The organism is Streptomyces sp. NPDC001594, from assembly GCF_042893675.1.
Lineage (GTDB): Bacteria > Actinomycetota > Actinomycetes > Streptomycetales > Streptomycetaceae > Streptomyces.
On record NZ_JBIAVB010000006.1, the window covers coordinates 317,485 to 343,963 of the forward strand.

22 protein-coding genes and 1 tRNA gene are annotated in these 26,479 nt (G+C 75.2%); 12 read left to right on the plus strand and 11 right to left on the minus strand.

What is annotated here, in order from left to right; translation table 11 throughout:
- The first annotated feature begins 5 nt into the window (after positions 1–5).
- The 6 genes from ACFY0O_RS15285 (at position 6) to ACFY0O_RS15310 (ending at position 9,725) form a co-directional block, all read left to right on the plus strand.
- Positions 6–1,031: a glutamate ABC transporter substrate-binding protein gene (locus tag ACFY0O_RS15285; RefSeq protein WP_388947117.1), complete on the plus strand. Its 1,026-nt coding sequence runs from the start codon at positions 6–8 to the stop codon at positions 1,029–1,031.
- Between the two features lie 68 nt (positions 1,032–1,099).
- Positions 1,100–2,362, plus strand: a complete 1,263-nt coding sequence (locus tag ACFY0O_RS15290; RefSeq protein ID WP_358896071.1) for a hypothetical protein — start codon at positions 1,100–1,102, stop codon at positions 2,360–2,362.
- Entirely contained in the window at positions 2,359–5,298 is a 2,940-nt protein-coding gene (locus ACFY0O_RS15295) for a tetratricopeptide repeat protein (RefSeq protein WP_388947119.1), read from the plus strand. Before ACFY0O_RS15290 ends, ACFY0O_RS15295 begins: the two co-directional genes overlap by 4 nt.
- 3 nt (positions 5,299–5,301) lie before the next feature.
- Positions 5,302–7,251: a protein phosphatase 2C domain-containing protein gene (locus tag ACFY0O_RS15300; protein WP_388947120.1), complete on the plus strand. Its 1,950-nt coding sequence runs from the start codon at positions 5,302–5,304 to the stop codon at positions 7,249–7,251.
- A gap of 55 nt (positions 7,252–7,306) precedes the next feature.
- Positions 7,307–8,632, plus strand: coding sequence for a VWA domain-containing protein (locus ACFY0O_RS15305; RefSeq protein ID WP_388947122.1), 1,326 nt, complete (start codon positions 7,307–7,309; stop codon positions 8,630–8,632).
- 46 nt (positions 8,633–8,678) lie between these two features.
- Positions 8,679–9,725: an FHA domain-containing protein gene (locus ACFY0O_RS15310; RefSeq protein WP_388947123.1), complete on the plus strand. Its 1,047-nt coding sequence runs from the start codon at positions 8,679–8,681 to the stop codon at positions 9,723–9,725.
- A gap of 7 nt (positions 9,726–9,732) precedes the next feature.
- Here the strand turns inward: ACFY0O_RS15310 and ACFY0O_RS15315 are convergent, their stop codons facing one another.
- Positions 9,733–10,764 (minus strand): methyltransferase domain-containing protein, encoded by a 1,032-nt coding sequence (locus ACFY0O_RS15315; protein WP_388947124.1) that lies wholly within the window; start codon positions 10,762–10,764, stop codon positions 9,733–9,735.
- 120 nt (positions 10,765–10,884) lie between these two features.
- Here ACFY0O_RS15315 and ACFY0O_RS15320 point away from each other — a divergent pair, with 120 nt between their 5' ends.
- Complete coding sequence (locus tag ACFY0O_RS15320; protein WP_042818584.1) at positions 10,885–11,289, plus strand: globin; 405 nt, start codon at positions 10,885–10,887, stop codon at positions 11,287–11,289.
- Between the two features lie 52 nt (positions 11,290–11,341).
- Here the strand turns inward: ACFY0O_RS15320 and ACFY0O_RS15325 are convergent, their stop codons facing one another.
- The 3 genes from ACFY0O_RS15325 to ettA are packed head-to-tail and all read right to left on the minus strand — an operon-like array spanning position 11,342 to position 14,217.
- Positions 11,342–12,067 carry a hypothetical protein gene (locus ACFY0O_RS15325; RefSeq protein WP_388947126.1) on the minus strand — a complete coding sequence of 242 codons (726 nt, stop codon included), beginning with the start codon at positions 12,065–12,067 and terminating at the stop codon, positions 11,342–11,344.
- Complete coding sequence (locus ACFY0O_RS15330; protein WP_388947128.1) at positions 12,064–12,543, minus strand: acyl-CoA thioesterase; 480 nt, start codon at positions 12,541–12,543, stop codon at positions 12,064–12,066. The genes ACFY0O_RS15325 and ACFY0O_RS15330 overlap by 4 nt, the downstream gene beginning before the upstream one ends.
- Before the next feature lie 9 nt (positions 12,544–12,552).
- Positions 12,553–14,217: an energy-dependent translational throttle protein EttA gene (ettA, locus tag ACFY0O_RS15335; RefSeq protein ID WP_388947130.1), complete on the minus strand. Its 1,665-nt coding sequence runs from the start codon at positions 14,215–14,217 to the stop codon at positions 12,553–12,555.
- Positions 14,218–14,402: 185 nt separating this feature from the next.
- Between ettA and ACFY0O_RS15340 the strand changes: the two genes are divergently transcribed.
- The gene (locus ACFY0O_RS15340) at positions 14,403–14,975 is read left to right on the plus strand and encodes a hypothetical protein (protein WP_388947131.1); all 573 of its coding nucleotides are present in this window, start codon (positions 14,403–14,405) and stop codon (positions 14,973–14,975) included.
- 2 nt (positions 14,976–14,977) lie between these two features.
- Here ACFY0O_RS15340 and ACFY0O_RS15345 read toward each other — a convergent pair whose 3' ends face one another.
- The 5 genes from ACFY0O_RS15345 to ACFY0O_RS15365 form a co-directional block, all read right to left on the minus strand.
- Entirely contained in the window at positions 14,978–16,645 is a 1,668-nt protein-coding gene (locus tag ACFY0O_RS15345; RefSeq protein WP_388947132.1) for a bifunctional phosphatase PAP2/diacylglycerol kinase family protein, read from the minus strand.
- Positions 16,646–16,695: 50 nt separating this feature from the next.
- Positions 16,696–17,955 carry a TQXA domain-containing protein gene (locus tag ACFY0O_RS15350; RefSeq protein WP_388947134.1) on the minus strand — a complete coding sequence of 420 codons (1,260 nt, stop codon included), beginning with the start codon at positions 17,953–17,955 and terminating at the stop codon, positions 16,696–16,698.
- Between the two features lie 281 nt (positions 17,956–18,236).
- Positions 18,237–18,644 carry a single-stranded DNA-binding protein gene (locus ACFY0O_RS15355; RefSeq protein WP_358896021.1) on the minus strand — a complete coding sequence of 136 codons (408 nt, stop codon included), beginning with the start codon at positions 18,642–18,644 and terminating at the stop codon, positions 18,237–18,239.
- Between the two features lie 101 nt (positions 18,645–18,745).
- Positions 18,746–20,824 (minus strand): GTPase, encoded by a 2,079-nt coding sequence (locus ACFY0O_RS15360; protein WP_388947136.1) that lies wholly within the window; start codon positions 20,822–20,824, stop codon positions 18,746–18,748.
- Between the two features lie 4 nt (positions 20,825–20,828).
- Positions 20,829–22,448: a dynamin family protein gene (locus tag ACFY0O_RS15365; protein WP_388947138.1), complete on the minus strand. Its 1,620-nt coding sequence runs from the start codon at positions 22,446–22,448 to the stop codon at positions 20,829–20,831.
- 322 nt (positions 22,449–22,770) lie between these two features.
- Between ACFY0O_RS15365 and ACFY0O_RS15370 the strand changes: the two genes are divergently transcribed.
- Positions 22,771–22,843 (plus strand) — tRNA-Arg (locus ACFY0O_RS15370).
- Between the two features lie 124 nt (positions 22,844–22,967).
- Here ACFY0O_RS15370 and ACFY0O_RS15375 read toward each other — a convergent pair.
- Positions 22,968–23,555: a phospholipase gene (locus tag ACFY0O_RS15375; RefSeq protein ID WP_388947140.1), complete on the minus strand. Its 588-nt coding sequence runs from the start codon at positions 23,553–23,555 to the stop codon at positions 22,968–22,970.
- 248 nt (positions 23,556–23,803) lie between these two features.
- Here ACFY0O_RS15375 and ACFY0O_RS15380 point away from each other — a divergent pair, with 248 nt between their 5' ends.
- Positions 23,804–24,346 carry a hypothetical protein gene (locus ACFY0O_RS15380; RefSeq protein WP_388947142.1) on the plus strand — a complete coding sequence of 181 codons (543 nt, stop codon included), beginning with the start codon at positions 23,804–23,806 and terminating at the stop codon, positions 24,344–24,346.
- Between the two features lie 4 nt (positions 24,347–24,350).
- Here the strand turns inward: ACFY0O_RS15380 and ACFY0O_RS15385 are convergent, their stop codons facing one another.
- Complete coding sequence (locus tag ACFY0O_RS15385) at positions 24,351–25,121, minus strand: alpha/beta fold hydrolase (protein WP_388947144.1); 771 nt, start codon at positions 25,119–25,121, stop codon at positions 24,351–24,353.
- Positions 25,122–25,205: 84 nt separating this feature from the next.
- Here ACFY0O_RS15385 and ACFY0O_RS15390 point away from each other — a divergent pair, with 84 nt between their 5' ends.
- Together ACFY0O_RS15390 and ACFY0O_RS15395 are read left to right on the plus strand one after the other, a co-directional pair.
- The gene (locus tag ACFY0O_RS15390; protein ID WP_388947146.1) at positions 25,206–25,907 is read left to right on the plus strand and encodes a 4'-phosphopantetheinyl transferase family protein; all 702 of its coding nucleotides are present in this window, start codon (positions 25,206–25,208) and stop codon (positions 25,905–25,907) included.
- A 69-nt stretch (positions 25,908–25,976) separates the two neighbouring features.
- The gene (locus ACFY0O_RS15395) at positions 25,977–26,390 is read left to right on the plus strand and encodes a GNAT family N-acetyltransferase (protein WP_388947148.1); all 414 of its coding nucleotides are present in this window, start codon (positions 25,977–25,979) and stop codon (positions 26,388–26,390) included.
- Positions 26,391–26,479 lie beyond the last annotated feature (89 nt).

Genomic DNA, 26,479 nt, shown 5'->3' on the forward strand with positions numbered 1-26,479 from the left:
GTGCGATGCGGATACGGCGGACACCGGCGGAGCGGGCCGGCCGGCTGCGGCGTGCGGCGGGGCGGCTGCGCGGCTGGGGCGGGGTCAGCGCGATGGCCGCCGCCTGCGCGATGACGGCCGCGGCGGTGCTGCTGCCGCTGGCGCACTCCTCGCCGGGCGGCGGTCACCACCCGGGGGTGGTGCGCGAGCCCGCGTCGATGGCGGCGGCCCCGTTCACCCTCACCGACACCTGCCAGGACCCGGAGGCCAGCCTGCGGCCGTCCGCGCTGGACGGGCCGACGATCGAGCGGATCCGCAAGGCGGGCAAGCTGGTCGCGGGCGTGGACCAGAACAGCTTCAAGTGGGGCTACCGCAATCCCGACGGGCACCTCGACGGCTTCGACATAGACCTCGTCAAGGCCATAGCCAAGGACATCCTGGGCAACGAGGAGGCGGTCATCTACCGGGCCATCCCCACGAGCCAGCGCGTCCCGGCGCTCCAGGAGGGCCGGGTCGACATCGTCGTGCGGACCATGACGATCAACTGCAAGCGGCTGGAGGACGTGGCGTTCTCCACCGCGTACTTCGAGGCGGGCCAGCAGGTCCTGGCGCCCAAGGGCTCCCCGATCACCGGGTACGACGCCTCGCTGAAGGGCCGCAGGGTCTGCACGGCCGCCGGGTCCACGGCGGAGGCGGCCCTGAAGTCGCAGGGCTACGGCGCGGTGCCGGTGTCGGTGCCGAACCAGCTGGACTGTCTGGTGCGGCTCCAGCTCGGCGAGGTCGACGGGATCATCACCGACAACGCGCTGGCCGCCGGGCAGGCGGCGCAGGACCCGTCGGTGCAGCTGGTCGGCGCGCCGTTCACCCGCGAGTTCTACGGTGTGGCGATGAACAAGGACGCCTCGGACCTGGTGCGCCGGGTCAACAAGGTGCTGGAGGACTACCGCGCGGGCGGTGACCAGAGCCGGTGGGCGACGTCCTACCGCAAGCACTTCGAGGACGTGCTGCCGAAGGCGGCGGTGCCGCCCGCGCCCAAGTACCGGGAGGGCTGAGGCCGGTGGTGGGGGTACCGCAAGCGCAGGGGGCGGGATCGGAGCCTTACGTGAGCCGGACGGGGCTGATGGACCGGGACGACGTCGACCGGGCGCTGGCGCGCCTGGGCGCCGAGCACGAGGCCGTGGAGACCTCGCTGCTGGCACTGCAGGACCACGCGGGGCGCCGGCTGCTGGAAGGCGCGGCGCTGAGCGGGGTCACCAAGGAGCGCTGGGCCGTGGCGGACGCGGCCGTGACCCGGCTGTGGACGTACTTCGACGCCTACAGCGGGGCGCTGGCCGCCGCCCGGGAGATCCGCGAGCGGCGCCGCTGGCCGAGCCGTGAGGACCTGGCGGAGCTGACGGAGCGGCTGCGCGGGCCGGGCGTGACGATCGCGGGGGCCGGGGCGGAGGGCGCCGCGCTGGCGGAGCGGTTCTCGCTGGCCGAGCTGGTGGCCCGGATGAACGAGCTGTACGCCGCCTCGCTGGACGTGGTGGTCGCCGCCGACGCGGTGTGGTCGGCGCTGCCGGCGCGGATCGACCTGCTCGCCGCCGAGCTGCACCGGACGCGTTCGCTGGCGCATTCGGTGGGGGTCCGGCCGGGCGAGCACCCGTCGGGGGACGACCTGGAGGAGATCACCGCCGAGCTGGCGCAGCTGCGGGAGGCGGTGATCGCGGACCCGCTGGCGTTCTGGGTGCCCGCCTCGGGGAGTTCCGCGCCGGGCGGCGGCCGTCCCGACACCGGCCGCTACGACCGGGCGGCCCGCGCGCTGGACGACGTACGCCGGGAGGTGGAGGCGGTCCTGACGGTGCGGCAGGACGCGGAGGCCCGGCTGATCGCCCTGCGGGACGTGCTCTCGCGGGCCGACCGGACGCTGTCCGAGGCGCGGACGGCGCGCGGCGAGGTGCTGGCGAAGATCGCGGCGTCGGAGGTGCCGGCCGTCAGCGGCCCGCCGACGGCCCTGCAGGAGCAGCTGGCGGCGGCGGCCGAGTACCGCAGGCGGTCGCAGTGGCACCGGCTGTCGCCGCTGCTGGACGCGCTGGAGGACCGGGCCGAGGAGGAACTCCGGCGGGCCCGCGAATCGTTGACCGCGGTGACGGCGCCGCTGGCGGTACGGGCCGAGCTGCGCGGGCGGCTGGACGCGTACCGGGCGAAGGTGGCCCGGCTCGGCCTGGCGGAGGATCCGCTGCTGGTCGAGCGGTACGACGCGGCCCGGCGGATGCTGTGGAGCGCGCCGTGCGACCTGCGGGCGGCGGAGGGGGCGGTGCTGCGCTACCAGCGGGCGGCGGCGGAGGCACTGGCCCCGCCGGAGGACCGACGGCCCGACGGGCCCGGGGAGGAGGAGGCATGAACCTGATCGGAACGCCCTGCCTGCGCTCCGGCTGCCCGGGCGCGTACGAGGACATGGGCGGCGGCGAGGTGTACTGCGACACCTGCGGGCTGGCCCCGGTGGGCGCGGCCGCGGCGGGCGCGGAGGAGCTGGTCTCCCCGCCGACGGGGATGACGAGCGCCGCCCGGCACGGGGACTCCCGGGGGTCGGCGGGCTCGCGCGGCTCCGGGCGTTCCTCGGCTTCGGCGCGTTCGGCCTCCTCCCGGTCCTCGTCCTCGCGCCGTTCGGTGTCCGGGCGGCTGTCGCGTTCCCTGCCGGGTTCGGGGTCCAGCCGGTCGGTGTCGGTGCGCAGTTCGGGTTCGGCGCCCGGCGGCTCGGGGCGCGGCCGGCTGGGCGCGGGGCTGGTCAGCGTGCCCGAGGTGCCGCGTCCGGACCCTTCGGCGGCGGTGCTGGCCAACCCTGAGGTGCCGGAGCGCAAGCGGTTCTGCTCGCGTTCGGACTGCGGGGCTCCGGTGGGCCGGGCGCGGGGGGAGCGGCCCGGACGGACGGAGGGGTTCTGCACCAAGTGCGGGCACCCCTACTCCTTCGTGCCGAAGCTGCGCGCGGGGGACGTGGTGCACGGCCAGTACGAGGTGGCGGGCTGCCTGGCGCACGGCGGGCTGGGCTGGGTCTACCTGGCGGTGGACCGGGCGGTGTCGGACCGGTGGGTGGTGCTCAAGGGCCTGCTGGACACCGGGGACCAGGACGCGATGGAGGCGGCGATCTCCGAGCGGCGGTTCCTGGCGGAGATCGAGCACTCCAACATCGTGCGCATCTACAACTTCGTGGAGCACCTGGACCAGCGGACGGGTTCGCTGGACGGGTACATCGTCATGGAGTACGTGGGCGGCAAGTCGCTGAAGGAGATCGCGAACGAGCGGCGCCGGCCGGACGGGCGGCGCGATCCGCTGCCGGTGGAGCAGGCGTGCGCGTACGGCATCGAGGCGCTGGAGGCCCTGGGTCACCTGCACAGCCGCAACCTGCTGTACTGCGACTTCAAGGTGGACAACGCGATCCAGCAGCAGGACCAGCTGAAGCTGATCGACATGGGCGCGGTGCGGCGGATGGACGACGAGGAGTCGGCCATCTACGGCACGGTGGGCTACCAGGCGCCGGAGGTGGCGGAGCTGGGGCCGTCGGTGGCCTCCGACCTGTACACGGTGGCGCGGACGCTGGCGGTGCTGACGTTCGACTTCCAGGGCTACACGAACGTGTTCGTGGACTCGCTGCCGGACCCGGAGCACATCGAGGTGTTCCAGCGGTACGAGTCCTTCTACCGGCTGCTGGTGCGGGCCACCGATCCGGATCCGGGGCGGCGGTTCGCGTCCGCGCAGGAGATGGCGGACCAGCTGACGGGCGTGCTGCGGGAGGTGGTCGCGCTCCAGACGGGCCGGCCGCGGCCGCAGCTGTCGACGCTGTTCGGCCCGGAGCTGCGGGTCCCGGACACCGCGCTGTACGAGGACACCCCGGACGCGGAGGTCTCCCGCCTGGGCGCCCGCCCCCTGCCCCGCCGCGGCTTCGCCCTCGGGCGCCGCGGTACGACCGCCGCCGGCGCGGGGTCCCTCGCGGGGGTGGCGGGGGCGGACGCCTCTGCTCCGAGGAGCCCGGCGTCCGGGCCCTCGGGCTCCGTACCGCGGCCCTTCGCGCCGGGAGCTCCGGGGCCGGGCGTGTCCGGGCCCGGGGTGGCGGGGGCGGGGTTCGCCTCCGCCGCTGCGGGGTCCGAGGTGCCGGGGGCCGGGATGCCGGGATCGGGGACGCCGGGATCCGGCGGCCGGAACTCCGGGCCGGGGAACGCCGTTTACGGATATGGCGGGCCGGGTCCCGGCGGTGCCGTCGGCGGTGGCACCGCGGGCGTGGCCGGGGTTTCCGTGCTCGGGACCAGCGCCACGCACGTGGGGCGCGCCGGGCTGCCCGGGCCCCGTCCCGCCCCGGTGGTCCCGGCGGCTCCGGCGACCGGCGCCGCCTCCCTGCCCCTCCCCGCCGCGGCGGCGGGGCTGGCTCCGCTCGACGTCCGTGACACCGCGCTGGCCCTGCCCGTGCCGCTGGTGGACCCGTCCGACCCGAACGCCGGATTCCTGGCGGGCCTGCTCGCCTCCGCGCCCGCCGACCTGCTCGGCGCGCTGGGCGCCGCCGCGTCCGACTCCGCCGAGCTGCGGCTGCGGGAGCTGCGCGCCCGGCTGGAGCTGGGCGAACTGGCGCTGGCCGCGCGGGCCCTGGCGGAGCTGGAGGCCGCGTACCCGGACGACTGGCGGGTGGTGTGGGCGCGCGGGATCGCCTCACTGGCCACCGGGGACGACGAGATAGCGGCCCTGTCCTTCGACGCCGTCTACGACGCCTTTCCGGGCGAGCCCGCGCCGAAGCTGGCGCTCGCGCTGTGCGCGGAGATCCTGGGCCAGTTGGACAACGCCGCCGAGTACTACCGGCTGGTCTGGATCACCGACCCGGGGTTCGTGAGCGCGGCCTTCGGGCTGGCCCGGGTCCAACTGGCGTCCGGGGACCGGGCCGCGGCCGTCCGCACACTGGAGTCCGTACCGGAATCCTCGATCCACTACACGGCCGCACGGGTGGCGGCCGTACGGGCACGCCTGCGCGACCGGTCGCCGCAGGAGGAGTTGCTGGCGGACCTCGGGGCGGCGTCGGACCAGGTCGAGGCGTTGCGGCGGTTCGGGCTGGACCCGGAACGCCAGGAGCGGCTGGCTACGGAGGTTCTGGGCTCGGCCCTGGACTGGGTACTGTCGGGTAGCCGGGGTGCCGACCCCGGCCGGAGCTCGTTGCTCGGCAGTCAACTGGACGAGCGGGGGCTGCGCTTCGGCCTGGAGCGCTCCTACCGCGTCCTCGCCCGGCTGGCACAGCGGGGCGAGGAGAGGATCGAACTGGTGGAGCGGGCCAACCGTTTCCGTCCCCGGACGTGGGTGTGAGTGATGTCGATGCATCGGCTGTCGGGCTGCCCCAGCTGCGCTGAGCCCCTGGAGGAGGGGGACCGTTTCTGCGGGGTGTGCGGATACGCCCTTTCCTCCCCGACCCCTCCCCCGGACCGCACGCCGACCCTGCCCGACCCGGGCCCGGCCGGCGGGTCCGTGGACGAAGCGGGCGGGCCCGCGTACGCGGCCCGGGTCCCGGCTCCGGCGGGCGGGGGCTTCGGCTCCCCCGCGCCCGGGACCGCCCCGGGCTACGGCGTTCCGGCGGGCGGGTACTCCGGTGCGCCCGCACGGCGGGAGGACCGGGGCTTCGGCTCGGCCGCCGGGGTACCCGCGCCGGGCTGGGAGGGCACTCCCGTGCCCCCGGGCTCCGCACCGGCCCCGGACGACACCCCCTGGGGCGGCGGCGCGGACGACGCGCACCACGGCCGCCCCGGAGCCGCGGGCCCGTACGGCGACACCGCACGACCGGAACCCCAAGCGGACCCCTACCCGCCCGCACACCCGGACGACTACGACCCCCCCGCCCAGACGCCCCCGCACGAACCCCCGTCCGGCACCCCGCAGGGAGACCTCCACCAGGGCCCGTCCGCCACCGCCCCGCAGGGGAACCCGGACCAGGACCCGTACACGGGCACCCCCCAGGGGACCCCGAACCAGAGCCCGTACGCCGCCGCCCCGCAGGAGACCCCGAACCAGAGCCCGTACGCGGACGCCCCGCAGGGGACCCCGGGCCAGGGCTCGTACACGGGCACCCCGCAGGGGCACCCGGGCCAGAGCCCGTACGCCGCCGCCCCGCAGGAGACCCCGGGCCAGGGCTCGTACACGGGCACCCCGCAGGGGCACCCGGGCCAGAGCCCGTACGCCGCCCCCCCGCAGGGGAACCCGGACGGGGCCCCGTCCGACGGCACCCCGCAGGGGGGCCCGGAGCAGGGGCCCCCCACCGGCACCCCGCAGGGGAGCGGCGGGGGCGGGCGGACCTGTGTCGCCTGCCGGGCCGGGGCCGTGGACACCGACGGCTACTGCGAGCACTGCGGCCACGCCCAGCCGCGGGAGCGGGACCACCTGGAGGAGGAGCTGTGCAGCGTCGCCGCCGTCAGTGACCGGGGGCTGCGCCACCACCGCAACGAGGACTCCTTCGCCGTGGCGGCCACGGCCCTGCCCGACGGCTCCGCCGCGACCGTCGCCATCGTCTGCGACGGCGTCTCCTCCGCCAGCCGCCCCGACGACGCGTCGGCCGCCGCCGCCGGCGCCGCCAGCGAGGCGCTGCTCGACGCGCTGCCCCGGGGCGCGCACCCGGCGGAGGCCATGCACGAGGCGATCCTCGCGGCCGGCGCCGCGGTGAGCGCCCTCGCCCCGCAGCCCCCCGGCGCGCAGAACGCCCCCGCCTGCACCCTGGTCGGGGCCGTCGTCAGCAGCGGTGTGCTGACCATCGGCTGGGTCGGCGACAGCCGGGCCTACTGGGTGCCCGACGACCGCGCGGCCGTGCCCCGCCGGCTCACCGAGGACGACTCCTGGGCCGCGCAGATGGTCGCGGCGGGCCTGATGGGCGAGGCCGAGGCCTACGCCGACGTCCGGGCGCACGCCATCACCGGCTGGCTCGGGGCCGACGCGTACGACCTGGACCCGCACACCGCGAGCTTCAGACCCGACCACCCCGGTGTGGTCGTCGTCTGCACCGACGGCCTGTGGAACTACGCCGAGTCCGCCGTCGACCTGGCCCGGATCCTGCCGCCCGACGCGGCCGAACGGCCCCTGCACTGCGCCCAGGTGCTGGTCGGCCACGCCCTCGACGGGGGCGGGCACGACAACATCACCGTCGCCGTGGTGCCGTTCGCCGCCGCGCCGCCGGAACCCGGAGCGCACCCCCGAACGGAACTCCAAGCAGAAGCGGAAACGGAAGCGGAAGCCGCGGGGGCGTCCCGCGCCGAGCCGCCGTCCCCCCTGGACTGAACCCGGGTCCGCCCGGCCCCCGCTCCGCCCCGACAGCCCCCGAGGAGTCACCCCGATGGCGAACTTCGCCAAGCCGCGCGCCCCGCGCTTCAGCATGGAGGTGTACCAGAACGAGTTCCTCCCCCAGGGCGGCCGGGACGTCCACGCCATCGTCACGGTCACCTCCAGCGGCGGCGCCACCGCCACCACCGCGCGGGCGCTCGGGCAGGACGCGGCCGTGGTGATCATGGTCGACTGCTCCGGCTCGATGGACTACCCGCCGGAGAAGATGCGCGGCGCCCGCGAGGCCACCGCCGCCGCGATCGACACCCTGCGCGACGGCACGGCCTTCGCCGTGATCGCCGGTACCCACGTGGCCTGCGAGGTCTACCCCGGCCAGGGCCTCCTCGCCACCGCCGGCCCGGACACCCGTGCCCGGGCCAAGGAGGCCCTGCGCGGCCTGAGCGCGGGCGGCGGCACCGCCATCGGCACCTGGCTGCGGCTGGCCGACGGCCTGCTGCGCCGCTCCACGGCCGCCATCCGGCACGGCATCCTGCTGACCGACGGCCGCAACGAGCACGAGGACCCGGCCGTGCTGCGCGCCACCCTCGAAGCCTGCGCCGGCCGTTTCACCTGCGACGCGCGCGGGGTGGGGACGGACTGGGAGGTCAAGGAGGTGACGGGGATCGCGAACGCCCTGCTGGGCTCCGCCGACATCGTGGCCGATCCGGCCCATCTCGCCGAGGACTTCACGCTCATGATGGAGAAGGTGATGGGCAAGGAGGTCGCGGACGTCGCGCTGCGCGTGTGGACGCCGGTCGGGGCGGAGATCCAGTACGTCAAGCAGGTCTCGCCGTCCGTCCAGGACCTCACGGGCCGCCGTGCCGAGGCGGGGCCGCGCGCCGGGGACTATCCGACGGGCTCGTGGGGTGACGAGTCGCGCGACTACCACCTGTGCGTCCGGGTGCCGGACGCCGCCGTCGGCCAGGAGATGCTGGCCGCCCGCGCCTCGCTGGTCCTGCCGGGGCCGGCCGGCGGCCCGGGGTCCCCGGTCGCCCAGGGGCTGGTCCGGGCGGTGTGGACCGACGACCTCGCCGCGTCGACCGCGATCAGCCCGCAGGTGGCGCACTACACGGGGCAGGCGGAGCTCGCGCAGGCTATCCAGCAGGGCCTGCATGCCCGCAAAATGGGCGATGTCGACGGCGCGACGGCCAAACTCGGCCGTGCCGTGCAGTTGGCGAGCGCCTCCGGGAACGCCGACACCGCCAGACTCCTCTCCAAGGTGGTGGATGTCGTCGACGCGGCGGCGGGTACTGTGCGCCTGAAAGCCAAGGTCGCCGATGCCGACGAGATGACCCTTGAAACGCGTTCGACACAGACCGTCCGAGTGAAGAAGACCTGAGTAGACGCCTGCGGCGATGACGCGGGCAGAAGGGGGAAGCGCCGCGATGCCGACCTGTCCGAACGGGCACCAGTCCGCCTCCGACGACTGGTGCGAGGTCTGCGGCCACCGGATGGCTGCCCCGGTGGGCCCCTCTGCGGCCTCCTCCTACGGCTACCCTCCGACCACCGGTGAGCCGACCGCCCAGGCGGAGCTGTGCCCGCAGTGCAGGACCCCGCGCGAGGCCATGGCCCCGTTCTGCGAGGAGTGCCGGTACAACTTCCTGACGCGGACGGCGAACCCGTACGCCCCGGCGCCGGCCGCCCCCGACGCCGGCCCGGCCGGTCCGGGTGCGCAGCCCCCGGCCGCCCCGGTGACCGGCGGGACGCCGCCGCCCCCGCCGCCGCTCCCGCCCCAGCCGGTGTACTCCCAGGACCACTTCGAGTACCAGGGCTCCCGGCCGTCCCGGGTCAACCGCCCGGCCGAGCCGCTCCAAGACGAGGACGACTGGCTGCTTCCGCCGCCCGCCGCCCCGGAGCCGGCCGCCCCGCCGGTGGCGGTGGCCCCGCCGCCGCCCCCGCCCGCGGCACCGGTGCCGGTTCCGGTACCGGCCGAGGCGTCCTTCCAGCCGTCCGCCCAGGCGGAGTACCCGGTGGCGCCCGTCGCGGAGTACCCCGTGGCACCCGGTCCGGAGGAGCCCGGCAACGGCGGCCCCTGGACGGCGACGATCGGCCCCGACCGCTCGTACTTCATGGCGATGATGCAGCGCAGCGGCCCGGAGGCGGCCGGGCTCAACCTGCCCGCCTACTCCCCGGAGTTGCATCTTCCGCTCTCCGGCGGCCAGATCACCATCGGCCGCCGCCGCGCCTCGACGGGCGAGTCCCCCGACATCGACCTGTCGGTGCCGCCGGAGGACCCGGGCGTCTCGCACAGCCATGCGGTGCTGGTCCAGCAGCCCGACCTCAGCTGGGCGGTGGTGGACCAGAACTCCACCAACGGCACCACCGTCAACATGGGCGAGGAGCCGATCCAGCCCTACGTCCCGGTCCCCCTCGCCGACGGCGACCGGGTCCACCTGGGCGCCTGGACCACCATCACCATCCGACGCGGCTGACCGGCGGCTAGCCGGCGCCCTCCCCCAGGGGCCACACGTAGGGCCCCTGGGGGTCGTCGAGCCAGGCCCACTGGCCCTCGGCGGTGACGGTGACCCCGAACCGCTCGCGGGCCGGGCGGCCTTCGCCGCGCCACAGGTCCAGCGCCTCCCGGGGACGCAGTACCCCCGCGGTCAGGATCAGCAGGAACTGGAAGCGCTCGTTCTCCACCAGCTCGTACGGGACCCCGTGCAGCGGACCGCCCGCGCCGGGCGGCGGCGGTCCGGCCGTGGCCCCGCGCAGCGGGACGAAGTAGGCGGAGGTGTGCAGGAAGCGGCCCTCCGCGAAGTCGGCGTCGCGGACCGTGAGCGCGATCAGCCCGGTCGACAGCGGGGCCAGGATCCGCGCCCCGGGCCGGCACTGGCCGAGCCAGGCGTGCGGGACCAGCGGCAGGGTGCAGGTGACCAGGATCCGGTCGAAGGGGGCGCGGGAGGGACAGCCGCGCGCCCCGTCCCCCGTGACGACGGTGGGCCGGTAGCCGAGCAGCGCCAGGTGCGCCCGGGCCGACTCGGTGATCTCCTCGTCCAGGTCCACCGTGGTGACGTGCTCCTCGCCGAGCCGGTGGCAGAGCAGGGCCGCGTTGTAGCCGGTGCCCGCGCCGATCTCCAGCACGTCGTCCCCGTCGCGGACGTCGAGCGCCTCCAGCATCCGTGCCATGAGGGAGGGCTGGCTGCTGGAGGAGAGCAGCTCGCCGTCCCGCAGCCGGGTCGCGAGCGGGGCGTCGGTGTAGACCCCGCGCAGCCAGCGGGCCCGGCGCTCGGGGTCGGGGTCCTCGGCCCACAGCCGCTCGTGGCCGGCTCCACGGCCGGTCCAGAAGTACGGCACGAAGACGTGCCGGGGTACGGCCGTGAAGGCGGCCCGCCAGGCCGGGTCCTCCAGCACCCCGGCGGCGGTGAGCTCCCGCACCTGGGCGGCGTGCGCGACCTCCCGCAGATCGCGAGCCGGCTCCCGGGGTTCCCGCGCGGTGTGTGGCGCGTGCGCGCGCCTGCCTCCCGTGCCCATGTCTCCACTGTGCGGCGGGCGGCCGCCGCGTGCGAGCCCTCCCGGGATCGGGCGGAGGCGGGCGGAGGCGGGCGGTCCTAGGACGGGGTCCTCCGTCCGGGTGTCTGAGACGATGGTCGGGTGAATGACGATCCGCAGAGCAACGTCCAGGAGACGACCTTCTTCGAGCAGGTGGGCGGCGAGGCGACCTTCCGCCGTCTGGTCCACCGCTTCTACCAGGGTGTCGCGGAAGACCCGCTGCTGCGTCCGATGTACCCGGAGGGGGACCTCGGGCCCGCCGAGGAGCGGTTCGCGCTGTTCCTGATGCAGTACTGGGGCGGCCCGGGCACGTACAGCGAGAACCGCGGGCACCCGCGCCTGCGCATGCGGCACGCCCCGTTCCAGGTGGACTCCGCCGCGCACGACGCGTGGCTGAAGCACATGCGGGAGGCGCTGGACGAGCTGGGCCTGGCGCCGGAGCACGAGGCGCAGCTGTGGCGGTACCTGACGTACGCGGCCGCCTCGATGATCAACACGGCGGGCTAGGCCGACACGGCGTACGGCCCCGCTCCGGGCGGGGCCGTACGGCTGGAGCGGGCTAGAGCGGGCGGACCTGGAGGGCGCCGAGCCCGCCGCCCGGTCCGGGCTGCCGGGTCGCGACGGACCCGTACGGGGTGCTCAGCCGCAGCCAGCCGCCGGAGGCGAACAGCGCCACCGGGGCGGGGGCGGAGGTGGCGGCGCCGGGCGCCGGGGCCGGCACGGTGGCGCGTACGGGCCGCAGGAAGCCCAGGGACTGCGCGGCGTGGGCGGCGCGCAGCGGGAGCTCGGTGTCGCCGAGCGTCCGCGACCAGATCTCGCGGCCGATGCGGTCGCGCTCGGAGCGGGTGCGGTGCTGCGGGGGCAGGGCCTCGTCACGGGCCCGGAACTCGGCCACGGCCGCGGCCAGCGCCGCCCGTACGGCCTCGGGCGCCGGCAGTCCGGGCACGGGCCGCCAGCCGCCCTGGGGCGGCAGGACGCCCGTCCAGGGCGGGCCGGTGACGGCGCCCGGCACGCGGGCTGCGGCTCCGGCCTCGTCGACCGACTCCAGCAGCTCGCCCGCCGACACGGTCACGTCCAGCGGCGTCGCGAGGGGTGCGGCGAGCCGCACCGCGCGGACGGCGAGGACCTCGAAGGACGGCGGCCGTCCGAAGACGGCCAGCGCGCCGCCGCCCGCTCGCGCCTGCAGGCGGACCGCGGCGGCGCGGTCGTAGTGCACCAGCCGGCCCAGGAAGGCGGCGAGGTCGGCCGCCTCCCCGGAGTCGGCGAAGTGCAGCTGCTCGCTCATGCCGCCAGGCGCCCTTCCGCGCCCTTGCGGCGGTCGGCGACCCGGCTCGCGGGCTCCTCCAGGTACTCCTGGAGGAAGACCCGCTCCTCGTCCGTGATGCGGCGGGGCCGCCCCTCGGCGAGGTTGTACGGGACGACGACCGTCTCGGCCCGGACGTAGACCGTCTCGGGCGCGTCCTCGGTCGCCTCGTCCTTGACCTCGTAGCGGATGGTCAGGGACGCGGCGCCTATCCGGGTGACCCAGGACTCGATGAGCACGGGCTCGTGCCGGTGCACGAGGGGCAGCTTGTAGTCGATCTCGTGACGGGCCACGACGGAGCCGCCCGTGAAGGACTCGCTGCCCTCACCGGGCGCGAGGCGGAACATGAAGTCGATGCGCGCCTCCTCCAGGTAGCGGAGGAAGACCACGTTGTTGACGTGCCCGAAGGCATCCATGTCCGCCCAGCGCAGCGGGCACCGGTAGTGGTGTCTGGCCATGTGCGCGACCTAGCCCCGGGTGAGCTTCTTGTAGGTGGCGCGGTGCGGACGGGTGGCGTCCGGGCCGAGCCGCTCGACCTTGTTCTTCTCGTAGGACTCGAAGTTGCCCTCGAACCAGAACCACTTCGAGTCGCCCTCGTACGCCAGGATGTGCGTGGCGACCCGGTCCAGGAACCAGCGGTCGTGGGAGACGACCACGGCCGCACCGGGGAACTCGAGCAGCGCGTTCTCCAGGGAGCCCAGGGTCTCGACGTCGAGGTCGTTGGTGGGCTCGTCGAGGAGCAGCAGGTTGCCGCCCTGCTTGAGGGTGAGCGCGAGGTTCAGGCGGTTGCGCTCACCGCCGGAGAGCACGCCGGCCGGCTTCTGCTGGTCCGGGCCCTTGAAGCCGAAAGCGCTGACGTAGGCGCGCGACGGCATCTCGACGTTGCCGACGTTGATGTAATCGAGCTCGTCCGACACGACCGCCCAGAGGGTCTTCTTGGGGTCGATGTTGGCGCGGCCCTGGTCGACGTAGGAGATCTTGACGGTCTCGCCGACCTTGATCTCGCCGGAGTCCGGCGTCTCCAGGCCCTGGATCATCTTGAACAGCGTGGTCTTGCCGGCGCCGTTCGGGCCGATGATGCCGACGATGCCGTTGCGGGGCAGGGTGAAGGACAGGTCGTCGATGAGGACCTTGTCACCGAACGCCTTGCTGAGGTTGTTGACCTCGACCACGATCGAGCCCAGGCGGGGGCCCGGCGGGATCTGGATCTCCTCGAAGTCCAGCTTCCGCATCTTGTCGGCCTCGGCCGCCATCTCCTCGTAGCGGGCGAGACGGGCCTTGGACTTGGCCTGGCGGCCCTTGGCGTTGGAGCGGACCCACTCCAGCTCTTCCTTGAGGCGCTTGGCGCGCTTCTCGTCCTTCTTGCCCTCGACCTTGAGGCGCTCGGACTTCTTCTCCAGGTAGGTGGAGTAGTTGCCCTCGTACGGGTGGGCGCGGCCGCGGTCGAGCTCGAGGATCCACTCGGCGACGTTGTCGAGGAAGTAGCGGTCGTGGGTGACGGCCACGACGGCGCCCTTGTACTGGGCCAGGTGCTGCTCCAGCCAGTTCACGGACTCGGCGTCGAGGTGGTTGGTGGGCTCGTCGAGGAGCAGCAGGTCGGGGGCCTCCAGCAGCAGCTTGCAGAGGGCCACGCGGCGCTTCTCACCACCGGAGAGGTTGGTGACCGGCCAGTCGCCGGGCGGGCAGCCCAGGGCGTCCATGGCCTGCTCCAGCTGGGCGTCGAGGTCCCACGCGTTGGCGTGGTCCAGGTCGTCCTGGAGCTTGCCCATCTCCTCCATCAGCTCGTCGGTGTAGTTCGTCGCCATTTCCTCGGCGATCGCGTTGAACCGGTTGAGCTTGGTCTTGATCTCGCCGACGCCGTCCTCGACGTTCTCCAGGACCGTCTTGGACTCGTCGAGCTTGGGCTCCTGCATGAGGATGCCGACGGAGTAGCCGGGCGACAAGAAGGCGTCACCGTTGGACGGCTGCTCGATGCCCGCCATGATCTTCAGGACGGTCGACTTGCCGGCGCCGTTCGGGCCGACCACGCCGATCTTCGCCCCCGGCAGGAAGTTCAGGAACACGTCGTCGAGGATCACCTTGTCGCCGTGCGCCTTGCGCGTCTTGCGCATGGTGTAGATGAACTCAGCCAAGAGAAACCGTCCGGCAGATCGATGGTGGGCAGATACACCCCATACTGCCGTACGTCCATCCCCGGGGGGAAACGCGTATGGCGGAAAAGCCCGGCGGGGGCCCCGGGCGGGCGGCAGGATGGCGGCCGGTCCCGGTCCGGACGGCGGCCGGTCCCGGTCCGCATCCCTCGGAGGACGCAGCAGCAATGGAAAGCACCCTGGTCGCGCTCGCCGGTACGACGATCGCCGTGGTGGGAACGCTCCTGGCCCCCGTGCTGTCGCAGCGCCTGCTGTCACGGGCGCAGTCGGACCAGTTCGAGCGGCAGGAGCGGGCGGCCGACGCCCAGTGGGCGCGTGAGCAGCGGGTCGCCGAGAGGGACAAGCGGCGCGAGTGCTACGTGGCGGCGAACGCCGGCTACCGGCGGTACCGGGTCGAGCTGATGAACCACCTGTGGCGGGTGCACAAGGGGGAGGTCACCCCGGTTGCGCGGGCGGCGCTGGACGACGCCCGGCACACGATGCACGGCGCCTTCGCCGAGGCCCAGATGGCCGCCTCCGACCCGGTCCTGGCGGAGCTGGACGCGATGGCGGTGACGCTCGCCCGGGCGTACGACCGGGTCATGCGGCTGGAGGAGGCCGACACCTCGTCGGAGGAGGTGTTCGAGGAGATACGGGTGATGCTGCTGCGGGCCAACGACCAGTGGATCGGGATGCGCGCGGTGATGCGGGCCGACCTGGGGGTGCCGGGCCGGGCCGGCCCCCGTGAGGCCGGCCCGTGACGTCAGCGGGGGCGGTAGACGGGCAGCGCGTCGGGGAGGGTGTCGAGGAGCAGGGCGGACGGGGCCTGGGCGTATTCGCCGTCGTAGGCGAAGGGGGTGCCCGGCGGGATGTCCTCGATGTGCAGGCGGCGCACCCGGATGGCCACGTGCGCCGGGGAGCGGGTCAGCGGTCCGGCGAAGGCGGCGGCGAGCAGGCGGGGGCCGGGGCGGCCGCCGCCGTGGACCAGCCGCAGGTCGAGCAGGCCCTCGCCGAGGCCGTCGCGGCGGCGGGGGGTGGGTCCGTAGCCCTGGTAGGTGCCGTTGCCGGCGAAGAGCAGCCAGGCGCTTCGGGGCCGCCCGGCCAGCGTCAGCCGTACGGGCCGCTCGGCGCGCAGCACCCGCCAGGCGGCCGCGACCGCGGCCGGCCCGCCGCCGATCCTCGGCGCCCACCGCAGCCGGTGGCGCAGCAGCTCGGGGTACACCCCGAAACTGAAGGTGTTCAGGAAGTACCCCCCTTCCCCTGCCGCTTCCCCGGAGCCCGCGGCCCCGGACGAACCGGATCCCGGGGCCGGGGCGTCACCGGAGTCCGGGCCCGGCGCCGTACCGGGTGCTGAGGCCGGGGACGCGAGGGGGCCGGCCCCCGGAGGCGGGGTGGCGTCGGGGGTGGCCGTACGGTCGGCGGCGGGCCCGGGGCGGACGGGCCGCGGCGTGCCGGTCGGGGTGAAGCGGCCGACGGACACGCGGACGGCCTGGCCCTCGGCGATCGCCCGGCAGGTGTCCTCGGGGCCGGTGAGACCGAGGTCGAGGGCGAAGTGGTTCAAGGTGCCCCCGGGGAACACCGCGAGCGGTACCCCGGCCCGTAGCGCGGCGGTCGCGGCGGCGTTGACCGTGCCGTCGCCCCCGCACACCCCGAGCACCGCCGACCGGGCCGCGGCGGCCGCCAGCTCCGCCGCGAGGTCCTCACCCCCGCACTCCACGATCTCCGCCTTCGGCAGCCGGTTCCGCAGCGCGTCGAGCGCCGCGGCCCCGGCCGTGCCCGCGCCGGTGTTCATCACCACCGTCAGCCCGGCCCCGTCCGGCAGCGCGGGCACCCCGGCCGCCGGCCGTTCGCCGCCCGGGACGGCCCGCGCCCGCTGGACGCCCCGCGCGATCTGGCGCACGGCGAACCCCGCCGCCACGCCGAGCAGCGCGCCGGCCGCCACGTCCGACGGGTAGTGCACCCCGGTGTAGACGCGGGAGAACGCCACCGACGCGGCCAGCGGTGCCACCGCCGCCCCCCACACGGGGGACTCCAGCGCCAGCCCCGCCGTGAAGGCGAAGGCCGAGGCCGAGTGCCCGGAGGGGAAGGAGGTGGTCCACGGCGCCACGGTCGGCTGCCGCACCAGCGGCACCCCCTCCATCAGCGGCCGCGGCCTGCGCACGGACCACTTGCCGACGGAGTTGACGGTGGCGGAGGCCAGCGCGAGGGAGGCGGCCGCCCGCAGCGCGGCCCTGCGGGTGCGCGGCGCCCCCAGGGCGGTGAGCGCCACCGCGATCCCGCCCCACAGCACCCCGTGGTTGGCGGCCCGCCCGAGCGCGGGCAGCGCCCGCTCGGCCGCGGGCCAGTTCCGTCGGGCCACGGCGTCGAACAGCCGCCGGTCCCACTGCGCGGCGGTGCCCCGCCAGGTCAGTCGCTGATCATGATCTGCCATTTCCCGCGCTTACCCGGGGCCCGCCCGTGTGAAGCACCCCCCGCCCCGATTCAGCCGTCCGTCCCCCCTCCCTCCCCTTCTTCCCCTTCCAACGGCCGCTTGCGCAGCAGCAGGACCACCATGCCGCCCAGCACCAGCAGGCCCACCGCCAGCGAGGCGATCACCGGGGTGGCCGCGGAGCTGCCGCTGACGGCCAGCCTCTCCTCGTCCGGCGACTGCGTCTCCGGACCGGCGGTACCGGTCGGGATCACCTCCGCGCTCCCGGCCAGGGTGCCCACCTTGCCGACCGGGCCGGCCGGCGGCTGCGGCCAGACCGCCGAGGCGGTGGCGGTCGACGCCGACTCGCTGGAGCCGGCCACGACCTGCGCCTCGTCCGGGATCCCGCTGGCGAAGACCCGCCCGACCGGCACCTTGGTCGAGCCCTGCACGGTGACCGAGGCCGTCCCGTCGGGGGTGCCGGCGGGCACCTCGAAGTACAGGCGGGTGCCGTCGGCCGCGGCGGTCACCGGCTGCCCGTCGGCGTCCACCACCCGCACCCCCATGGCCACCGCCGCCGCGTCGGGGGTGACGGACACGCTCTGCGCCCCGGTACGGACCGTGACGGGGCCGATCCGGCTGCCGGCGGGTCCCGCCGCCGGACCGGAGGCCCGGCCGGGGTCCAGCCGGAGCGAGGCCGGGGGCTCCGGCAGCCGGCCCGCCTCCCGCTGGAGGTAGTCGGCCAGCTTCTCGGCCGCCTGGTCGGTGGCCTCGACCTGCGCTCCGTCCGCCAGCCGCCAGATCGCCACCTGGGTCCCGGCGGCCGCGCTCTCCGCCGTCAGCGCTCCGGCACCGGCCGCCTTCGCCAGCCCGGCCAGGTCGTTGAGCTGCGGGTAGGAGTGCTCCAGCACCCAGCGGATCCGGCCGCCCGCCTCGGCGTCGCCCCCGAGGGGGCTGCCGCCCCAGCCGCTCTCGGTGTAGTGGGCCTGCGGCTGTGCGTTGCCCGCGACGCCGACCCCGTAGGTCTGGAGCATGCCGCCGCCGTCGACCCGCATCTCGTACAGCCCGGCCGGGATCCGCCGGACCGAGCCGTCCCGGGCGTGCAGGACCGCCTGGCCGTAGGTCTTCAGCCCGTCCAGCACGGCGCTCGCACCGCCGGGCGGCGCCGTACTGGCCACGGCCTGGTCGTCGGCCCAGGCGCGGGCCCCGGGGGCGGCGGTGAGGGCGGCGGCCAGCAGGGCCACGGCCAGCGGCCGGCGCGCGGCACCGCGCACCACGTGCCCCACGGCCGCGGAGGCCGCCCCGCCGCCGGCGCCGGGCAGCCCGTCAGCCACGCCCGTACCCGCGCGGGGTTCGGGAACCGGACGGCGGTCGGGCAGCGGACGGGGATCGGGAACAGGGCCCGCAGAGACGGCGGAAGCAGCGGACGCGCCCGTAAGCGGAACCAGCGGCGGGGCCGCCGCGGCGGAGGCCGGTCCGTCCGTGGACGCGGCGGGGAACTCGGAGGACGCGCAGGACGCGCAGGACGCGGGAACAGCAATCGACACAGTCTTCCCCTTCGGGCCAAAGACCCAGGTGCCCGTGAGTACCGGGGAATCCTAGCCTCATCGAACACTCAGACCACCCCCGCCTTCTGAGGGCCCATCAGCGGGGTCTCCGTCTTGACCACCCTGCGGAAGGCCGCAGTTCCACGGTTCAGGTCGTGTCCGACGGCGATCGCGTCGATGTCCGCCGAAAACCAGCGGACCCCCTCGCCGTCCGGCGGCCCTTCCCTCACCCTCAACCGCCCGTGCACCACGAGCGGTTCCCCCACCGAGACGGAACTCGCCAGGTTCACCGCGAGCACCCGCCGCGCCCACACGGTGTAGAAGCTGGTGGTGCCGTCCGTCCAGGCCTCGGTCCGCCGGTCGAAGTACCGCGGTGTCACCGCGAAACGGAACCTCGCCGACGGTCCGGTCACCGTCTCCTTGAAGTCGATCTGCGTCGCCACGTGCCCCACCAGCGTCACCAGGGTGTCGTTCATCCCGGCCGCCCTCCCCACGTTCCGTACGGCTCGCACGGACCGTCCGCACGAGGTACGACCATGCTGGACCCGCCCCCCGGCCGGCCGCCGCGGCCTGTGGACTACTGGCGGGTTGTGGACAACCTCGTCCCCCCTGCGGAGACGGTCGCGTACTGCTCGCGCACCTCCCGGTAGCGCAGCAGCTCCGCCGCCACCGGCTCCAGCACCCGGGCCCGGCCACAGCCGGCCGCCGCCTGCCGCAGCCTGCGCTCCGCGTCCTGTCCGTACCTGCGCGCCGGCCCGCGGGCCGCGATCGAACAGGCCCACTCCACCAGCGGCCCGCCGACGATGCCCGCCACCATGAACAGCACGGGCGGCAGCAGTTCGGGCTCCAGGACCCCGGCGATCTGCCCGACCAGCCACAGGCCGCCGAAGATCTGCACCAGCGTCATCGCGGCCTGCGCCAGCACCGCCGCCGGCCACCAGGCGGGCCGGGGCGGCTTCGCCCCGGGCCCCGGGACGGCCGGGCCGAGGGTCACGGCCAGCTCGTCCAGCGCCTCCGGCAGCCGGGCGGCGCCGCGGACGGCCGTCTCCCGTACGGCCTGTGCCCAGGGGTCGGGCAGCCCGACGGCCGCCTCGTCCGCGACGGTCCGCACGGCCTGTTCCACCCGCTGCCGGGCGGTCACCTCCTCCTCCACGGGCCCGGCCGGGACGGGTGTGGAGGAGCGACCGATCACCGCCAGGGCGGACAGTCCGGCCAGCGAACGGGGGGCGCGCCGGTCCTCGTACCAGCGCCACAGCCGCAGCCAGGGGGTGCCGCAGGCCTTTCCGGCGTTCCGCCGCCAGGCCCGTTCGGCCGCGAGGCCGGCAGCGTACGCCCCGACCGCCTCGGCGAGCCGGTCCTCGAACTCGGCGCGCGCCGTCTCGCCGATCTCCGGCCCGGAGGGTCCGCTGTGCCCGTCGGCCACGTAGAGCGGGCGCAGGCGGGCGGCGGCCCGGTCGACGTCGGCGGCGATGCGCCGGGTCGCGGCGCCCCTCTCCTGGGTGAACTGTCCGAGGAGCTCGCGCAGTTCCCCGACGCCTTCACCCGTCAGGGCGGACAGTCCGAGGACGGTGGCGCCGGGTTCGCCGTGCTCGCCGAGCGCGATGCCGTCCTCGTCCAGGAGCCTTCGCAGGTCGTCCAGGACGAGGTCGGCCGCCTCTCCGGGGAGCCGGTCCACCTGGTTCAGGACGACGAAGGTCACCTCGGCGTGCCCGGCCAGCGGCCTCAGGTACCGCTCGTGCAGGACGGCGTCCGCGTACTTCTCCGGGTCGACGACCCAGATCACGGCGTCGACCAGGGCCAGCACCCGGTCGACGTGTTCGCGGTGCACTCCGAGCGCCGAGTCCAGGTCGGGCAGGTCGACGAGGACCATCCCGCGCAGCGCGTCGGCCTCGGGGGTCTCGCGGGGGCGGCGGCGCAGCCGTCCGGGGATCTCCAGCCGGTCCAGGAGGCCGGCGGCCCCGTCCGACCAGCTGCAGGCGATCGGCGCGGCGGTGGTCGGACGGCGCAGACCGGTCTCGGAGATCTGCACTCCGGCGAGTGAGTTGAACAGCGTGGACTTGCCGCTTCCGGTGGCTCCGGCGACGGCGACGACGGTGTGCTGGGCGGACAGGCCCCGGCGCGCGGCCGCCTCGTCGAGGACCCGGCCGGCTTCGGCGAGGGTCTTCCCGTCGAGGCGGGTGCGGGAGAGTCCGACCAGCTGGCGGAGCGCGTCGAGGCGGGTGCGCAGGGCCTGGGCCTCGGGGCTGAGCGGGGGCGCGGGGGCCTTGCCGCCGTCGCTCCCGGCGCCGGAGACGGCGCGCACGAGGGCCTCCTCGCCCTCGTCCGCCTCCTCGTCCGTCAGCTCGTCCGTCAGCTCGTCCAGCTCCTCGCCCGGTTCCCCGGCCGGGAGTCCGTCCTCGGCACCGCGTGAACGGGCCCTGCCGAAACCCCCCTTGCGGGCGGTCCGGTGACGTGAGCGGGCGATGAAGCCGTCGTCCCAGCGGTCGGCCGCGCGTTCGGCGGCCCGGCCGCCGCTACGGCCCTCCGTACGCTCCGGCTCACCGGCCCGGTCGCGGTCACCGGCCCGGTCGCGCAGGCTCACCCCGTCCCCGGTCTGGTCGCGGACGTGGTCGCGGTCTCCGGCCTGATCGCGGTCGCGGTCGGTCAAGGCGGTCACCCCCTCACCTCTCCTTCTGCAGTAGGGACAGCGCCGCGATCAGTTCGGCCTGTGGTTCCGGGGTCACTTCGAGCGCCTGGAGCGGGGCGAGCCGGCGGTCCCGTTCGGCGCGCAGGACCTGGTCGAGGTGGTCGCTGACCAGTTCCCCGCCCCGGTCGCGCAGGCGTACGGCGGCCTGGACGCCGATCCGCTCGGCGAGCTTCTCCCCCGCCGGGCGGGCCCGTTTGCCGCCGAGGAGGGCGGCGACGAGGAGGGCGGCGATGCCGTCGGGGTCGGGCGCGGGCTGCTTGTCGAGCTTGGCGACCTCCTCCTCGGCGAGTTCCTCCAGTACGCGCCGCCAGCGCCGTACGGCCATGCCGATACGTTCCGCCGCCTCCCGGTCGGGGCCGGGCAGCGGGACCGCCCCGGCGGCCGGTTCGCGGCGCCACACCTCGGCGATGCGCTCGTCGGCGGCGGCGACGGCGCACTGGAGCAGCGCGGCGAGGGATTCGGCGAGGGAGTCGAGGAGTTCGTCGGCGCTGGTGTCGAGGGGGTAGCCGCGCCAGCGGGTGAGGGCGTCCCCGGCGAGGACCGCGCCGCTGTCGAGGCGGCCCTGCACCCGCTTGCCCTCTCTTCTGTACGCGTCCTCGACGGCCGAGGTCAGCCGGACGGCCGCGGCGTGCTGGGCGGCGACGGCGGAGGCGAGTTCGGGCATGCGGCGCCGGAGGGAGTCGAGCGCGCCGAGCGCGGTGCGGCCGACGGCGTACTGGCGGGCGGCCGGGTCCTGGACGTGGTGGCTGAGCCAGGCGAGCAGCGGGGCGACGGCGCTGGCGGGCAGCAGTCCGCCGCCGCCGGCCGACTCGGGCAGCTCGGGCACCGTGAACCGCGGCAGGTCGCCCAGTCCGGCCCGGGTGAGCAGGGCCCCGTACTGGCGCGAGACCTCGGCGAGCACCTGGTGCGGGACGCGGTCGAGGACGGTGATCAGGGTGGCGTTGTACTGCTTGGCGGTGCGCAGCAGGTGCCAGGGGATGGCGTCGGCGTACCGCGACGCGGTGGTGACCATGACCCAGACGTCGGCGGCGCAGATCAGCTGCGCGGCGAGGGTCCGGTTCTCGACGACGAGGGAGTCGATGTCGGGGGCGTCGAGGAGGGCGAGGCCGCGCGGGAGGGTGGAGACGGTCTCGATCCGCAGCTCGCGGGTCGCGGCGCCGCGGTGCCTTCCGGGCGGGCGGCCCTTGCGGACCGGGAGCAGGTCGTCCTCGTCCTGGGGTGCCCATACGCGCATGAGGTCGGGCAGGACCCGCATCCCGGCGAACCAGTGGTGGTCGTCCGGGTGGCAGACGAGCACCGGGATGCGGGTGGTGGGGCGCAGCACTCCGGCTTCGCTGACCTGGCGGCCGACGAGGGAGTTGACGAGGGTGGACTTACCGGCTCCGGTGGAGCCGCCGACGACGGCGAGCATCGGCGCCTCGGGCGCCTTGAGCCGGGGTACGAGGTAGTCGTCGAGCTGCGCGAGCAACTCGGCTCTGGTCTGGCGGGCGCGCGGGGCGCCGGGCAGGGGCAGCGGCAGACGCACGGACGCGACCCGGTCGCGCAGGGCGGACAGGGCATCGAGCAGCTGAGGCCGAACATCCAAGGTCACCACATGCGAAGAATGCCCAATTTAGGACCATTTTTGAAGCTTATACGCCCTCTGCGCGCCGACCGCGACTCCTGTGGGACATCATGGACACGGAGGACGAGTGGGACGCAGGCATAACGAGTGCACAACACCCAGGCCGCCGCGGCGCAAAAGCGGTGCGAGAATCGCACCTGCCTGCGATTATCGGGACCGCTTCACCGAACCTCCACAACGTGGCACGCGAGGGAAGCAACCGGGACAAGGCAACCGGAGCCCTATCCTTGACCCGGCACCGACCGCAGTCCCACCCCCACCAAGGGGCTCCAGGCCACCACGGTCACCACCGGCCCCCGTAGCTCAGTGGATAGAGCAGGCGCCTTCTAAGCGCTTGGCCGCAGGTTCGAGTCCTGCCGGGGGCACTCTTCTTCCTCTTCGCCGGTGAGCCCTGCCCGGCGTCCCCGGGGGGACGCCGTCCACGGCTGGCGAAAAATCACCCGAACGGATCCTTGCAGGCGCAAAACGGCCGTCGCCCGGTCGGGCGGCTCAGGACGCCGGCGGCTGCGCCGGGCCGGTTTCCGCGGCGGCTCCGAAGGCCCTGACCGCCTGGTAGTAGGTCCACGCCGTCCCGTCGCACGAGGCCTTCCTGGCGCCCGAGTACCGCGCGCAGACCCGTTCGAGGTCCGCGTGGAAGGCGGCGTCCAGCCGGGACTTGTTGGGCTGGAACGCGCCTGCCGCCCGGTAGTTGCGGTAGCCGAAGTCGTGGCGGGCGCACGCCGCGCGGAAGGGGAAGCCGAAGGGGTTGTCCGGGGAGGTCGTGCAGTAGTCCGTCGACCAGTCGAACCCGTACGCGGCCCAGTCGGACCGGTGCGCACGGGCCGCCAGCCAGGCGTCCTGGCTGGCCGCGGCGGCCTGCGTCCAGCGGCTCAGCACCTGCGGCTTGTCCGCCGGGACCGCCGGGTGGGCGGCCGCGGGGGAGGCGAGGAGGAGCAGGGCCGCCGTGGCGACGACGGCTGTCGGCGCGGAGGCGGACAGGCGGCGCGCGCGGAGGCGGCGGGGGTATCCGGGAGCGGGCAGGGGACGCGCGGAGGCGGGGAAGGGGCGCGCGGGGGCGGGAAGGGGGCTGCGGCGCATGGGCGTTCCTGCGGGGGCGCGGCGGCGGGCGGCGGCCGCTCCGGTGGCGAGGGCCTTCGCCGCACCGGGGGTTGACCGGGGCTGCCCCTATAACGCGGCCCGGGCCCGGGCGTTGCTGCCCGCAGCGGGTCGGCCTCGGCCGGCACCGCACCACTCTCAGGTATGAGTCCGTATGCGACTTCCGGCAGAGCCGAGGTTGATACCGGGGAGGGACGCGCGGACGGCTTCCGCCACGAACACTTGTCGGTATGAACCGTCGTCCGCTCGTCATCGCCGCAGCCATCGTGGGAGCCCTCGCCACCGCGGCCTTCGCGCTGCCCAACCTCCCGCCCAACCCGCTCACCAACGCCCTCAACGACCGGTTCTTCAAGGAGAAGGGCCGGCACTTCGCGACCGCCGGCGCCGCCGAGGCGCACACCCGCGGCGACCGCGCCCTCGCTCCGCCCAGCTGGATGCCCAAGGACGCCACGGACATACGGATCCAGGCCCGCGCCGACGGCAAGGCCCGGCTCATCCGGTTCACCCTGGGGAAGACGCCCCTCGACGGACCGCAGTGCGCCGCGGAGCCCCCGAAGAAGACGGGCGGCCCCCGGCTGGGCGCCCGCTGGTGGCCGCGCGACGTCCGGGCCGAAGCGCGGCCCGAGTGCCGCGACCACTACCAGTACCAGGTGTCGGTGCGCGGCAAGAAGGTCTACGCCTGGACCGACGGAACGCCCTCCCCGGGCTCCCGAATACCGGAGGGCACGCCGGCCGCCCCCGGCCCCGGGGCCGTTCCGGCCGTGCGCCGCTGAGGGGTCAGTCCCGTGCGAGGGCCTCGGCCGCGGCCCGTGCGAAGCCCTCGGGGTTGTCCAGCATGATGTTGTGCCCGCAGTCGGGGACAGGCACGACCGCGACCCCGGCGGCCTCCAGGGCCTCGGTCCCGGCGGGGGCTCCGTCCGCCTCCGGGTGGAGGAAGGTGCGCGGGACCTTCAGGTCCAGCAGGAGCTCGCGCATGGTGGGCGTAGTGCCCGCGGCGAGGTGGACGGCGCTGCGGTACAGGCCGGTGCGGCCGGCCAGCCGCATGGTCGACCACCAGTGGGCGCCTACCCGGTCGCGGACCTCGGCCCAGCCGCCGGCCAGGAACTCCTCCTCCGTGTAGGAGGCGATCCCGCTGCTCCCGGCCGTGCCCGGGGTGGGCGGGAGGGGGTCCAGGTTGGCGTCGACCAGGACGAGGCGGGAGACCAGGTCCGGGTGCCGGGCGGCCAGCACGATGGCCACCGCGCCGCCCATGCTGTGGGCGACCACCTCGGCCCCGTCGACGCCGGCGGCGGTGAGCGCCTGCGCCACGGTGTCGGCGTGCGCCTCCAGGGTGTACGGGAAGGCCTCGGGCCGGTCGCTGTGCCCGTGCCCGAGGAAGTCGAGCAGCAGCGAGCGCCGCCCGGCCAGCGCCGGGTGGACGGCGCCGGCCGCGAAGTAGGCGGGGGCGGTGGCGCCGAGGCCGTGCAGGTAGACGCGGGCCGGCCCCTCTCCCGGGAGTTCGACCCAGCGGATCCGGTCGCCTTCCGGCGTCACGACGGCATTGCGCACGGTGTGTTTCCCCCCCGAGTCGTCCACGGTGATCTCGGACACGAGGCTAACCGGGACGTCAACCGCCCCTACTACTCTCGTGAGGTGATCGAGGAACTGAACCAACTCGGCGGTGCGGCACCGCGGACCGGGGACCTCCCGAGGGGTTCCGCAGTGGCGGTGTGGTCGCTGGACACCACGCGCGGGGTGATCGGCGGCCACGAGGCCGAAGGGGCCGAGGCGCTGCTGGACGCCGACGAGCGGAAGCGGGCGGGCCGTCTGGTGCGGGCCGACGACCGGCGCACCTACCTGGCCTCGCACCTGGGGCTGCGGGTGCTGCTCGGCTCGTACCTGGGGACGGCCCCTGAGGAGGTCCGGCTGGTCCGTGAGGACTGCCCGAACTGCGGCGGCCCGCACGGCCGGCCCGCGGTGGCCGGGGGCGGGGTGCACTTCTCCCTGTCCCACAGCCGCGGGCTGGCGTACCTGGCCTTCGCGGCGGTGCCGGTGGGCGTGGACGTGGAGGCGCTGCCCGGTGCGGCGGCGGTGGCCGACGTCCTGAGCAGCCTGCACCCGGCGGAGGTGGCCGAGATCGGCGACCTGCCGGAGGACGGGCGGCGGGTGGCGCTGGCCCGGGTGTGGTCCCGCAAGGAGGCCTGCCTCAAGGCCACCGGGGCGGGCCTGGCCAACGGTCTGGTCGAGCCCTACGTGGGCGCGGCCCCCACCCCCGCCCGGGTGCCGGGCTGGACCCTGCGCGACCTCCCGGCGCCCCCCGCCTACGCCGCCGCCCTGGCCCTGCGCACGGCCTGACGGGCGGGCGGCGGTCGGACGGGCGAATCCGGGTGTGATCAGGGTCCGTCGCGCCCTACGCTGGCCGTCATGGAGATCCGCCGTGCCGGCACCATCGCCGAACTCAGTGCCGCCGAGGGCCTTTTCGACGGTCCTGCCCGCGAGGAGTGGTCACGCCGCTTCCTCGACTCCTCCGGCCACCTGATGCTCATCGCCTACGTCGACGGCGTGCCCGTCGGCATGGTTTCCGGCGTCGAGATGACCCACCCCGACAAGGGCACCGAGATGTGTCTGTACGAACTCTCGGTGGACGAGGGACACCGCCGCCGGGGCATCGGCCGCGCCCTGAGCCTCGCCCTCGCCGAAGAGGCCCGGGCCCGCGGCTGCCACGGCATGTGGGTGGGGGTCGACACGGACAACGAGGCCGCCCTTGCCACGTACCGCGCGGCGGGCGGCGAGGACGAGGGCGCGTTCGTGATGCGCGGTTGGAAGCTCGCTCCCTAGGGGGTGTCCAGCCCGGCGCGCCCGGCGCGGTGGCGTGTCGTGGGGCCAGTCGGCGCACCCTCCGCGCGGGGGCGGCCGGGCGGGCCGAG